Annotated in this window: 7 protein-coding genes; 3 read left to right on the top strand and 4 right to left on the bottom strand. The window is 66.3% G+C overall.

Going from position 1 to position 12,479, the window contains the following annotated elements; translation table 11 throughout:
* Positions 1–7 precede the first annotated feature (7 nt).
* Both QTI20_RS27505 and QTI20_RS27500 read right to left on the bottom strand, forming a co-directional pair.
* On the bottom strand, positions 8–949 hold the full coding sequence (locus tag QTI20_RS27505) for a YcjF family protein (RefSeq protein ID WP_286555139.1): 942 nt from the start codon (positions 947–949) through the stop codon (positions 8–10).
* A gap of 369 nt (positions 950–1,318) precedes the next feature.
* Positions 1,319–1,519, bottom strand: coding sequence for a hypothetical protein (locus QTI20_RS27500; RefSeq protein WP_286555140.1), 201 nt, complete (start codon positions 1,517–1,519; stop codon positions 1,319–1,321).
* Positions 1,520–3,893: 2,374 nt separating this feature from the next.
* On the opposite strand from QTI20_RS27500, the gene creB reads away from it, so the two are divergent.
* Both creB and creC read left to right on the top strand, forming a co-directional pair.
* Positions 3,894–4,646, top strand: coding sequence for a two-component system response regulator CreB (gene creB / locus QTI20_RS27495; RefSeq protein ID WP_286555142.1), 753 nt, complete (start codon positions 3,894–3,896; stop codon positions 4,644–4,646).
* A gap of 8 nt (positions 4,647–4,654) precedes the next feature.
* Entirely contained in the window at positions 4,655–6,094 is a 1,440-nt protein-coding gene (gene creC / locus QTI20_RS27490; protein WP_286555143.1) for a two-component system sensor histidine kinase CreC, read from the top strand.
* 15 nt (positions 6,095–6,109) lie between these two features.
* Here the strand turns inward: creC and QTI20_RS27485 are convergent, their stop codons facing one another.
* Positions 6,110–8,485, bottom strand: a complete 2,376-nt coding sequence (locus tag QTI20_RS27485) for a penicillin-binding protein 1A (RefSeq protein ID WP_286555145.1) — start codon at positions 8,483–8,485, stop codon at positions 6,110–6,112.
* 15 nt (positions 8,486–8,500) lie between these two features.
* Positions 8,501–10,042: a cell envelope integrity protein CreD gene (creD, locus tag QTI20_RS27480; protein ID WP_286574308.1), complete on the bottom strand. Its 1,542-nt coding sequence runs from the start codon at positions 10,040–10,042 to the stop codon at positions 8,501–8,503.
* A gap of 222 nt (positions 10,043–10,264) precedes the next feature.
* Between creD and QTI20_RS27475 the strand changes: the two genes are divergently transcribed.
* Positions 10,265–12,331: a VIT and vWA domain-containing protein gene (locus tag QTI20_RS27475; protein WP_286555148.1), complete on the top strand. Its 2,067-nt coding sequence runs from the start codon at positions 10,265–10,267 to the stop codon at positions 12,329–12,331.
* Positions 12,332–12,479 lie beyond the last annotated feature (148 nt).

Here is a 12,479-nt window from a genome sequence, read left to right as displayed (position 1 = left end):
CGCCGGATCAGGCGCCGCGCACCATCGAGAGAATCCGTGCCGGGTCGAGCGTGCGCGCCTGTTCCTGGATGGCCGGCAGGTAGCGTGCCTGCAGGCCCTGTCCTTCCTGGGTGATGCTGGCGTAGGCGTCCTTGAGTGTCTGCGTCGACAGCGTGCGGCCGCCCGCGTAATAGCGCTTCGCGACATGGCCCAGCGCATAGGTGGTGGCGAAGCTCATGCCCGAACTCACGGCCTGGCGGCCCACGCCCCGCAGCAGGCCGCCGCCCACCTTGCCGAGCAGGCCCCCCAGCAGCTTGCGTCCCGCCTGCTCGAGGTATTGCGAGGTCAGGCCCACGCCCACCGTGGCGATGAAATCCTTCACATGGCCGCTGTCGAGCGCATAGCCGTGCGCCTGCCCGATGCGATAGACCAGCTTCATCTGCAAGGGAATGATCGCCATGGTCGAGAGCGTCTCGGGCAGCAGTTCGAGTGCGCCGTTGAGGATCGCGGCATTCAGGATCGCCTTGTCGAGTTCGGCCTCGTCGACCGCCGAAGCGGCAGCCGGCGTCGAGGCCGGCACGGCGGAGGCCACCGACGCCGTGGCCAGGGCCTCGGCCTGGGCGGTGAATTGCGTGGCCTGCTCGGCATCCAGCCCGAGCGAGGTGCGCACGTCGGCGAGGAAGGCACGCTCCGCGTCCGATTGCGCACCGTCGGCATCGCAGACGCAGACCGCCATCTCGTAGGCCAGCTGGCGCGCTTCGGCGCTGGCCAGTGCCGCGCTGACCTCGGGCAGCGACACGCGCTTCATCAGCACGTCCTGGTAGAGCGTGGGCAGATGCAGCCCATCGGCCTGCGACAGGCCCTCGGCGATGCGCTTGATCTCGTCGCGCTCCCGTGCGTGCTTGTCGCCGTCGACAAAGGCAGCGAGCAGGCTGAGGGTGACGATGGCGCGGGTTTCGGACGGGTTCACGGTGCTTTCCTTGGAATCTGTAGAGGTTCAGAGGCGCTTCGGGCGCCTGAACCTCGATGCTGAGGCCGAAGGCATCGGTTGCCTGCTTTCTCCCCACAAATCTTGGGTAACTCTGTGAATAACTGAGGTGCTTTCTTGTAAGAGCGACATAAGTCATTGTTTTTAAAGGAAAAACAACAGACTGCTCAAGAATTGACCAGTGGATGTCTTTTTTCGGAAGCACGGCTTTTCCAGATCTTTTGGCCCCTGTCAAAGGACAACCCTGGGGATAATTCCGGCACAACCCGCCGATTTTCCAAAGCGCCGACCGCTGGGGCAGGTGCCCTTTTCACGCCACCACGGCGGCGACACCCGCCTGCCCACAGGCTTTCAGGCGTTGCAAGTGCCTGTCACAGCAAGGAAAAAGAGGCCTTTCCACAGAGGGTGACCTGCCCTTGCCTGCTGCCGCTCATCGCCATGAAAGAAAGAAGAAGAAAAAGGCGGCGCCTGGACCGAAAAAAATACGCCGATTGAAAACAGGGGCTGAAACAGCACCGGCTCGCTCGCGCCTGGCCGCGTCTCAATCGCCATCGACCTCCCGCTCCGGGACGTGGCCGCAGGCCCGCACATGCTGCGCCGGTGGAAGTTATCCGCAGCAGGCCCCGAAAACTGCCCTTCTCCCCACAAAAATGGGGCAAGTCTGTGCATAACTCGCGCACTGTCTTGTAAAGGCAATGCAAGTCCTTGTTTTCAAAGGAAATTCTCTAGATTGCCTATTTTTATGGCAGTGGATGATTTCTCTTGAACAAGCCCTTTCCCAGATTGTCGAGGGTCTGTCAAAGGACAAGTCTGTGGAAAATTTCAGCACAAGCCGGCAGTTGTCCACAGATGCAGCGCCGGACCTGAAGTTGTTCCTGCATGCGAGACACCTCCGGACCAGAGCTGCGCACATGCATCGCGCCGCGCCAAGTGCTTGTCATGAAACAAGAATAGCGAGCTGTCCACAGAACACCGCATCCCTTATCTACTACTACTAATTTGAATAGAAGAAATAAAAGATAGGAACCGGGCGAAATTCCACGCTTAAAAAACATCCGATCGCGTCGCGCCCGCTTGCACAGGGCCGGCATACCCGTTGGCGCCCGCTCGATCGGTCAGGCACCCCCAACGGCGCCATCCCCCACGGTGGTCTTCGGTCGCCACACGCTTGCCGCCGAACACGGCGCGCCGTGCGCCTGTCGAACAGCCCTGGCGGGCATCCCACAGCACCTCAGCGGATGCGTGCCGGCTCCCGAAGGGTCAGGGGCGTCGCTGGATGCCGGCCGCCGCGCACGCGCCTCGCCTCGACGGAAGCTAAGGGGGCCTCGAAGTCCAAGGGATGCACAGAACATCCGCAGAAGCGCGCCTTCTCCCCACAAACACTGGATAACTTTGTTCATAACTCACGCACTGCTTTGTAAGGGTTTTGCAAGTGCTTGTTTTTAAACGGGAATCCTTAACATGCTCATTTTTTCAGCAGTGGATGTCTTTGGGTCCAAAAGCCCTTTCCCAGAATCTCTGGAGCCTGTCAAAGGACAAAGCTGTGGAGAATTCCGGCATAACACCCGAAGTTGTCCACAGGCGCGGGCCTGGCCATGCGGATAGGGACGGCCTCGGCGCGGCAACCTGCCTCTGCCTCGAAGCGCTTCAAGTCCTTGTCATGGAATGGAAACATGGGCTCGGACACGTTCCTGCGCCCGCTTCACGGACGCCAGAGCCGGAAGGCAGAAACACCGGACCGGCGCGGGATAACGTTGGGTTCAATTTTTTTGGGATTTTCCGGCCTTCGGCGCGCACGCCTGCCGAGGTACCCACAGCTTCACGAGGCCGCCGCGAAAGTGCCGAACAACACGGCGTTCTCCCCACAAAACCTGGGTAACGCTGTGAATAACCCACGCACTGTTCTGTAGAGCATCGCCAAGTCCTTGTTTTCAAAGGGAAAACAACAGACTGCTCAAGAATTGGGCAGTGGATGTCTTGGCCTCGAAACGGCGAATTCGACAAAAATCACGGCCTTGTCAAAGGATAACCCTGGGGGAAATTCCGGCACAAGAAGACAGTTGTCCACAGCCGCGGTGCGGCGGCCCGAGTTGTGCCTGTGCGCGCGACAGCAGCGGCGCAAGGCTGCGCACATGCTTCGAAGCGCCGCAAGTCCTTGTCAGGGAAGGAAAAGATGCGGCTGTCCACAGAACCGTCGCTTCCTCTATTACTACTACTAATTTGAATAAGAGAAATTAGAGATAGAGAGCGCGAAAAAAATCGCCGAATCGGCTCTCCGCCACCTTGTGCGTCCGCCTGGAAACCACGTCGATGCCCGACGCATTCACTTCGCGCGGTGAAACGCCGCCGGCTTCCACCGAACTCGGCGCGCTACAGGGTCGCAAAACGGTGCCGGATGCATGCGGACACCTGAAAAGTGCTCAGAACGCGCCGACTTCGGCGTGGGCGCGCCCGCCAGCAGCCACTTTCTCCCCACAAACACGGGGTAAGGCTGTGAATAACTCAGGTGATTTCCTGTAAGAGCGCTGCAAGTGCTTGTTTTCAAAGAAAAAACGACAATCTGCTCAACACTTGGGCAGTAGATGCCTTGGATCGTGACCTTCCTTTCCCAGGTTTTTCAAGCCGTGTCAAAGGACAACTCTGGGGAGAATCCGGACGGGAAAGCGCAGTTGTTCACAGCGCGGCGGCGGCGGCCCAAGTTGTTCCACATGGCGCGACAGCACGGGCGCGGCGCTGCGCACATGCTTTGCGGAACCGCAAGTCCTTGTCACATCACGAAAATATCGGGCTGTCCACAGCAGGAAGCGGCCCTTATCTACTACTACTAATTTGAATTAAAGAAATAAAAGAGAAGACAAGGGGCAACTTGCTTCGAAAAAAATCATTCCGGAGGGGCCGGCCCCCGCCGCATCGCTACCATTCCCGCATGAACGCCCCGTCCCTCGCCTTCAACTCCCGGATCCTGATCGCGGAAGACGAGCCCGGCATCGCCGACACGCTGCAGTACGTGCTGCGCAGCGATGGCTTTTCGCCCGTCTGGTGCCCGACGGCGCAGGAAGCGATCGCGCAGTTCAGCCGTGAAGCGCCGGCGCTGGCCATCCTGGACGTGGGTCTGCCCGATCTCAACGGTTTCGAGCTCTTCAAGCGGCTGCAGGCGCTGCCCGGTGGCTCGGACGTGCCGATGATCTTCCTGACCGCCCGCAGCGACGAGATCGACCGGGTGGTCGGCCTGGAACTGGGGGCCGACGACTACATCGCGAAGCCTTTTTCGCCCAGGGAACTCGTGGCCCGGGTCAGAACGGTGCTCAGGCGCAGCACAAGGGCCGTTGTCAGCCCGCCCGCAGCCCCCCCTGCCCCCATGGCCTCCAGCGCGCCACAGCCCTTCCTGCTCGATGGCGAGCGGCGCCAGATCCGCTACTACGGCCGGGCGCTGGAGCTGTCGCGCTACGAATACGGCCTGCTGTGCCTGTTCGTGCAGCGGCCAGGCCGCGTCTACACGCGCGACGAGCTGCTGGAAATGGTCTGGGACGACCCGGGCGACAGCTTCGACCGCACGGTCGACGCCCACATCAAGACCCTGCGCGCCAAGCTCAAGGCGATCGCGCCCGAGGTCGAGCCGATCCGCACCCTGCGCGGGACCGGCTATGCGCTGAACGAAGAACTGCCGGCAACGCCTTGAGCCTGCGCATGAGCCGACGCAGCCGGATCTTCCTGGGCATCCTCCTGATCTACGCCGCGGGCATCGCCTTCCTGCTCTACCGCGTGGTCGGCGACATCGATCCGCGCTACCGCGAATCGGCCGAGGAGTCGCTGGTCGACACCTCGCAGTTCATGGCCAGCCTGATCGAGCAGGACGTGATCGCCGGCGCCATCAACACGGTGCGGCTCGAGCCGCTGTTCCGCTCGGTCTATGCGCGCCAGTTCTCGGCCCAGATCTACAACCTGCACAAGAACCGCGTCGAGCTGCGCGTCTACGTGACCGACCGCAACGGCCGCGTGCTCTTCGACTCGCTGGGCCGCGCCACCGGCGCCGACTACTCGCGCTGGATCGATGTCAGCCGTGCGCTGGCCGGCGTCTACGGCGCACGCACCTCGCGCGACGTCGAGGTCGATCCGCGCACCTCGGTGATGTACGCGGGCGCGCCGATCCGCTGGAACAACGAGATCGTCGGCATGGTCAGCGTGGGCAAGCCGGTGCAGAGCTTCGGCCAGTTCGTCGAGGACGCGCGGGCGCGCACGCTGTGGGTCGGCGTCGGCTCGGCCTTCGCGCTGCTGGTGCTGGCGATCATCGTGTCGGTCTGGCTGGTGCGGCCCTTCGGACTGATCTCCGACTACGTGCGCTGGACGCGCGCGCAGAAGAGCCTGAGCCTGAGCCGCATGGCGCGGCGCGCGCTCGACGCGCTGCGCGGCGGCTTCGGCGAGATGCGCGACGCGCTCACCGGCCGCAACTACGTGGCCGACTACGTGCAGACCTTCACGCACGAAGTGAAGAGCCCGCTGTCGGCGATCCGCGGCGCGGCCGAACTGCTGCAGGAGCCGTCGATGCCCCAGCACGAGCGCGAACACTTCCTGGCCAACATCGAACGCGAGACCCGGCGCATCCAGGAGATCGTGGACCGCATGATGGAGCTCACCGCGCTGGAAACGCGCCGCGTGCTCGAACGCACCCAGCCGGTCGCGCTGGCCACGCTGCTCGACGAACTCGTGGCCAGCGCGCAGGGGCCGGCCACCGCGCGCGGCGTGCGCGTGGCGCTCGACCTGCGCGCGCAGCCGCTGACCGAGGGCGATCCCTTCCTGCTGCGCCGCGCGGTGAGCAACCTGCTCGACAACGCCGTCGATTTCTCGCCGGCCGGCAGCACCGTGCTGCTGAGCCTCGAGGCCGATGCGAAGCAGGCGCGCATCGCCGTGCGCGACCACGGCCCGGGCATTCCGGACTACGCGCGCGACAAGGTGTTCGAGAAGTTCTATTCGCTGGCCCGCCCCAACGGCCAGAAGAAGAGCACCGGCCTGGGGCTGGCCTTCGTCAAGGAGATCGCCGCGCTGCACCGCGGGCGCATCGAGCTGGCCAACGCCAAGGGCGGCGGCGCGCTGGCGGTGCTGACGCTGCCGCTGAGTTCAGGACACTGAACGCAGCGGCGAACGCTAGCGGAACATGTCGAGGATGCTCTTGCGTTCCTCGTTCGACGGCGGCGTGCCGATCGGTGCGCCGGTGAGCGTTTCGGCCGGCGGCGTGTCGCCGTCTTCCATGCCCAGCGTGGCCACGCTGTGGCCGGGCGTGAAGTCGTCGAAGTACCAGTTGCCGTCGAGCTGCACCAGGCCCTCGGGCGCGGTCGGCTCGACCACCGGCGTGCCCTGCAGCGCGGTCTTCATGAAGCCGGTCCACACCGGCAGGCTCAGGCTGCCGCCGGTCTCGCCGCGCACGCCCAGCCGGCGCGGCATGTCGTAGCCGATCCAGGCCACACCCACCAGGCCGGGCTGGAAGCCGGCGAACCAGGTGTCGAGCGAATCGTTGGTGGTGCCGGTCTTGCCGTAGAGGTCGTCGCGGCGCAGCGCCTGCCAGGCCTTGCTGCCGGTGCCGCCCTTCATCACGCTGTTGAGCAGCGTGTTCATCACGAAGGCATTGCGCGCCGGGATGGCACGCGTCGATTCGTCCAGCACCGGCGGCGCGTTCTCGGTCAGCACGCGGTCGCGCGCGTCGGTGACGCGCGTGATGAGCTGCGGGCTCACCCGGTAGCCGCCGTTGGCGAACACCGCATAGGCCGCGGCCATCTGCATCGGCGTGACCGAACCCGCGCCCAGCGCCATCGGCAGGTTGGCCGGCTGCTTCTCGCGCTCGAAGCCGAAGCGCGTGACCCAGTCCTGCGCATAGTTCGGGCCGATCGACTGCATCACGCGCAGGGTCACCATGTTCTTGGACGCCATCAAGGCGCTGCGCAGGCTCATCGGCCCTTCGAAGGTGCCTTCGAAGTTCTTCGGCTCCCAGGCCTGGCCGCCGTTGGCCGCGGCATCGAAGACCATCGGCGCATCGTTCACCACGGTGGTGGGCGTGAAGCCCTTTTCCAGCGCGGCCGAGTAGATGAAGGGCTTGAAGCTCGAGCCCGGCTGGCGCCAGGCCTGCGTCACGTGGTCGAACTTGCTCTTGCCGAAATCGAAGCCGCCCACCAGCGCCTTGACCGCGCCGTTGCGCGGGTCGAGCGCGACGAAGGCGCCTTCGACCTCGGGCAGCTGAACAATCTCCCAATCGTCCTTGGCGTTCTTCGCGACACGGATCACCGCGCCGCGGCGCAGCCGCAGCGTGGCCGGGGCTTTCTCCGACAGCGCGGCGCGCGCGGCCTGCAGGCCTTCGCCCGACAGGGTCAGCAGGTCGCCGTTGGCGCGCACCGCGACCAGGTTCTTCGCGCTGGCCGACAGCACCACGGCGGCGATCACGTCGCCGTTGTCGGGATGGTCGGCCAATGCATCTTCCACCGCATCGTCGAGCGCGTCGGCTTCGGTGGGCAGTTCGACGAAGGCTTCGGGGCCGCGGTAGGGCTGGCGCCGTTCGTAGTCGAGGATGCCCTTGCGCAGCGAACGGTAGGCGGCCGTCTGGTCGGTCGCGACCAGCGTGGTGTAGGCCTTGAGCCCGCGCGTGTAGGTGCTGTCGCCGTACTGCGCGAACAGCGTGCGCCGCACCGACTCGGCCACGTACTCGGCGTGCAGTTGCCGCGGGTCGGCCGCGTCGCGCAACTGCAGCGGCTCGGCCGCGGCCTCGGTGGCCTGCGCCGCGGTGATCGCACCGGTCTCCTGCATGCGCGCGAGCACGTGCAGCTGGCGCGTGCGCGCGCGGCGCGGGTTGCTCATCGGGTTGGCGCTGCGCGGTGCCTTCGGCAGACCGGCCAGCATCGCGGCCTGGGCGATCGTGATGTCCTTCAGCGGCTTGCCGAAGTAGGCCTCCGACGCGGCGGCGAAGCCGTAGGAACGCTGCCCCAGGTAGATCTGGTTCAGGTAGATCTCGAGGATCTGGTCCTTGCTCAGCTGCCGCTCCAGCCGCAGCGCCAGCAGCGCTTCGGAGACCTTGCGCGAATAGGTCTGCTCCGAGCTCAGGTAGACGTTGCGCGCGACCTGCTGCGTGATGGTCGATGCGCCCTGGCGCGTGCCGTGGCGCAGGTTCGACAGCAGCGCACGCGCGATGCCCTTGGCGTCGATGCCGCCGTGCTCGTAGAAGCGCGCATCCTCGACCGCCAGCACCGCGTCCTTGAGCACCTTGGGCACGGCATCGATGGGCACCAGCTGGCGCCGCTCTTCGCCGAACTCGCCGATCAGCTGGCCGTCGGCCGTGTACACCCGCAGCGGCAGCTTGGGTTGGTAGTCGGCCAGCGCCGAGACGTCGGGCAGCTTCGCGTCGATGGTGCGCCAGGCGATGCCGCCGGCGGCGAGCAGCACCACGACGGCCGCTGCGCCGGCGATGGCGCCGATGCGCAGCGTGCGGCGGCGCCGGGCCGCGCGATCGGAGGGAGTGGGAGAAGGGAGAGAAGCCATCGGGAGTTCGGGAGATCAGCGCGGGGTCGGCTCGGTCGGAGTCGCCGCGGGGCGCATCGGTTCCTGGCTTTCCGGGAGTACCTGGGTATTGCTGCGCGAAAGCGCATACCAGTCGACCTTGCGGGTTGCAAGCATCAGGGCGGCCAGCATACCGAAGGTCAGCAGGGCGCCCAGTAACAGCGCGTTGCTTTCCGAGGCCAGCAGGCCGTAGAGCGCGGCGTAGAGCACCGCCACATAGGCACCGAAGCCCATGCCGCGCCGCCAGCCGCCCAGCGCGGCGCTGAAGTAGATGGCCAGCAGCGCCACGCTCGCGCCCGCCGCGGCCGCATACGCGAGGCCGAAGGCGAGCTTCTCGGACAGGGCCAGCAGCAGCAGGAAGAACAGCGCGATCGACAGGCCGACCAGGCCGTACTGCACCGTGTGCAGCCGCAGCCGGCCGAACAGCTCGGCCATGAAGGCGGCCATCAGCACCAGGCCGATGAACAGCGCGCCGTACTTGCCGGCGCGGGTGGACATCGCATAGACGTTGAGCGGCTGGGCCAGCGAAACGTCGAAGGTCTGCAGTGGGCCCGCCGGCGGCGCGGCATGCGTGGTCGATGCCATGGCCTCGACCGCCACCGAATCCCCACGGGCCGGCGCGGCGCGCGCCACGTCGACCGCCGAAGCGCTGGCCGTGGCACGGTCGTCGAGCCAGCCCGCGCGCACCTGCTCGCGCGCCGAACTCACCAGAGAAGACACGCGCCAGCGTGCATCGAAGCCCTTGGCGTCGATGCTGCGTTCGGCCGCGAGGAAGCGGCCGCCGAAGCGCGGATGCGCCCAGGGCGACTGCAGGTGCGCGGTGGTCTCGTCGGCGATGGGCACCAGCGACAGCGTCTCCTGGCCGACCACGCCGACCTTCATCTCGAAGGGCAGCGCCTTGCCGTCGAGCCAGGCCGTGAGCGCGGCACCGCCCAGCGGTGCGTGGATGCCGGCACCGAAGGCCTGGTCCGACAGGCCGGGCATGCGTTGCGCGAAGCGCAGCGTCTCGCCCTGCATCGTGAGCGTGGGCGAGCCGTCGAGCCCGCGCAGGTCGCTCAGGTTGAACACCACATAGGGCGTGCGGAACTCCAGGTTGGTGTCCGGCCCCAGGCGCTGCACCTTGCGCGATTCGAAGGGCGCGAAGCCGCCGCTCAGCGTGGCGTCGAGGGCATAGAACGGGATCTTGAAGATGCCGCGGTAGCGCTCCTGTGGCGCCAGCGCGCCCTCGATGTGCAGCTTGTCGGGGAACACCAGGTGTACGCGCTGGGCGCTGCGCTGCACGGTGCCGATCGCCTTGCCGCTGCTGTTGCGCTGCAGTTCGTTCCAGCGTTCGGTGTAGGGCACGACCAGCACCGGGCCGATCACGGTCTGCGGGCCGGTGTAGGTGCTCGCGAGCTCCTCGGCGGCTTCGCGCTGGCTGTCACCGCGGCCGCGGTTGAGCGTGTCGATCTCGCTGAGCGGGATGCACAGCAGCAAGGTCAGCACGATCAGTCCGAGCACCTTGGTGAGGATGGAGTTGCGAAGCATCTGGAAAAGCATGTTGTTGTCCCCTGGGGGCGAGGCCGTGGTGGCGATGCGCCGATGCTCGCCTCGGCGTTGGAAGGCCGTATGAAGGCGCCGCGCACACGCACTTCACGCAGACTTCACACAGCACGCCGTCCCTTCGCACCGCCTTCCCCTGCGCGTCCGACAGTCCTTCCCGTGCCCCGCCAAGGGGAAACGCAGCAGCAAGCAAGCAAGCACCCAAGAAGGAACGACGTCATGCAACACCACACCTCGCGACCCGGACGCTGGCTCTGGGCCGGCACCCTGGCCCTGGCCACCACCGCCTTCGTGGCGCTCACCGCGCAGCCATTGCATGCGCAGGAGGCCGCGCCGCGTGAGAAGACCGAGAGCCCCTACTTCTTCGTCAAGAGCGACGACCCGGCGGTCGACCAGCTGCCGCTGAAGAACACCGCGGTCGACGTGAAGATCTCCGGCGTGATCGCCGACGTGACGGTCACGCAGACCTACCGCAACGAAGGCCAGCGCGCGATCGAAGCACGCTACGTGTTCCCCGGCTCGACCAAGGCCGCGGTCAACGGACTCAACGTGCGCCTGGCCGATCGGCTGATCACCGCGCAGATCCGCGAGAAGCAGCAGGCGCGCATCGAGTACGACGCGGCCAAGAAGGAAGGCAAGACCGCGGCGCTGCTCGAGCAGCACCTGCCCAACGTGTTCCAGATGAACGTGGCCAACATCCTGCCCAACGACGAGGTCAAGGTCGAACTGCGCTACACCGAACTGCTGGTGCCCAACGCGGGCAACTACCAGTTCGTGTTCCCGACCGTGGTGGGGCCGCGCTACCGCAGCCCGGCGGCGGCGGAAAGCTCGCCGCTGCGGAACGTGGCACAGCCGGTGCTGCATGCGGGCGTGCCCTCGAACGCGGGCTTCCAGCTCAAGGTCGCGCTCGACACGCCCATGGGCTTGAAGGAAGTGCGCTCGGCCACGCATGCGATCGATGTGAAGAAGAGCGATGCCGACCGCCATGCGAACGTCGCGCTCACCGCCACGCCGGAGTCCGCCTCGAACCGCGACTTCGTGCTCGACTACCGGCTGGCCGGCGAGAAGATCGAATCGGGCCTGATGCTCTACAAGGGCCAGGGTGAAGGCGCGGAGAACTTCTTCCTCGCGATGGTCGAGCCGCCCAAGTCGGTGGCGGCCAGCGCGATCTCGCCGCGCGACTACATCTTCGTGGTCGACATCTCGGGCTCGATGCACGGCTTTCCGCTCGACACCGCCAAGACCGTGCTCGAGCGCCTGATCGGCGGCCTGCGCCCCAGCGACACCTTCAACGTGATGCTGTTCTCGGGCAGCAACAAGATGCTGTCGCCGAAGTCGGTGCCGGCCTCGCGCGCCAACATCGAGCAGGCGCTGGCCACGATCAAGAACTACAGCGGCAGCGGCAGCACCGAGCTGATCCCCGCCCTCAAGCGCGTCTACGCCGAACCCAAGGCACCCAACGTGTCGCGCACCGTGGTGGTCGTGACCGACGGTTATGTCGACGTCGAACGCGAGGCCTTCGATCTCGTGCGGCGCAACCTCTCGAAGGCCAACCTGTTCGCCTTCGGCATCGGCTCCTCCGTCAACCGTCACCTGATGGAAGGCCTGGCCCGCGCCGGCATGGGCGAGCCCTTCATCATCACCGACCCGATCCAGGCGCCCGAGCAGGCGGCGCGCTTCCGCCGCATGGTCGAGTCGCCGGTGCTGACCAACGTGCGTGCCACCTTCGGCGGCCTCGACGTGTACGACGTCGAACCGAGCGTGCTGCCCGACGTGCTGGGCGAGCGCCCGGTGATCGTGTTCGGCAAGTGGCGCGGCGAAGCCCGCGGCCGGGTGGTGATCGAAGGCCAGAGCGCCAGCGGCCCCTACCGTGAAGAGGTCGAGATCGACGGCCGCACGCCGCAGAACGCCGCCGCGCTGCGCTCCTTGTGGGCACGCCACCGCATCGCCGCGCTCAGCGATCAGGAATCGCTCGAGGGCGGCGACGCCTTCGCCAAGCGCATCACCGAACTGGGCTTGAAGTACAGCCTGCTCACGCAGTACACCAGCTTCATCGCGGTGGACAAGGTGGTGCGCAACCCGGCGCCGCAGAACGCGGCCGGCGTCGACCAGCCCTCGCCGCTGCCCAAGGGCGTGGAAGACAGCGCGGTGGGCCAGGCCCTGGGCGCCGAAGTGCCCAGCACGCCCGAACCCGAGATGCTGGGCGCGGTGGCGGTGGTGCTCGCGATGCTGGCCATGCTGCGCCGCCGCGCGCGCCGCAACGACACGCGTCGCTTCACCTCTTGATCGGGCTCACCCCCAGGCTTGCCCACTGCGTGTGGCAGCGCCCTCCCCCTTCCGGGGGCGACACCGGCGGCCCGGCAAAGCCGGTTCCGCGGTGTCCCTGGAAAAAGCGGGGCTTCACGCGACGGCTGTGCCGAACGCCGTCCTTCTT

The sequence above is a fragment of the Variovorax sp. J2P1-31 genome (assembly GCF_030317215.1).
Classification (GTDB): Bacteria; Pseudomonadota; Gammaproteobacteria; order Burkholderiales; family Burkholderiaceae_C; genus Variovorax.
The sequence above is the reverse complement of the archived record's forward strand: the minus strand, read 5'-3'. Positions and strand labels throughout refer to the sequence as shown.

What these genes read in the sequence shown, in the direction of transcription:
- QTI20_RS27500 (WP_286555140.1), bottom strand. Translation starts at nt 1,519, where the DNA reads ATGGCGATTGAGACGCGGCCAGGCGCGAGCGAGCCGGTGCTGTTTCAG.
- creB (WP_286555142.1), top strand. Translation starts at nt 3,894, where the DNA reads ATGAACGCCCCGTCCCTCGCCTTCAACTCCCGGATCCTGATCGCGGAA.
- QTI20_RS27485 (WP_286555145.1), bottom strand. Translation starts at nt 8,485, where the DNA reads ATGGCTTCTCTCCCTTCTCCCACTCCCTCCGATCGCGCGGCCCGGCGC.
- creC (WP_286555143.1), top strand. Translation starts at nt 4,655, where the DNA reads ATGAGCCGACGCAGCCGGATCTTCCTGGGCATCCTCCTGATCTACGCC.
- creD (WP_286574308.1), bottom strand. Translation starts at nt 10,042, where the DNA reads ATGCTTTTCCAGATGCTTCGCAACTCCATCCTCACCAAGGTGCTCGGA.
- QTI20_RS27475 (WP_286555148.1), top strand. Translation starts at nt 10,265, where the DNA reads ATGCAACACCACACCTCGCGACCCGGACGCTGGCTCTGGGCCGGCACC.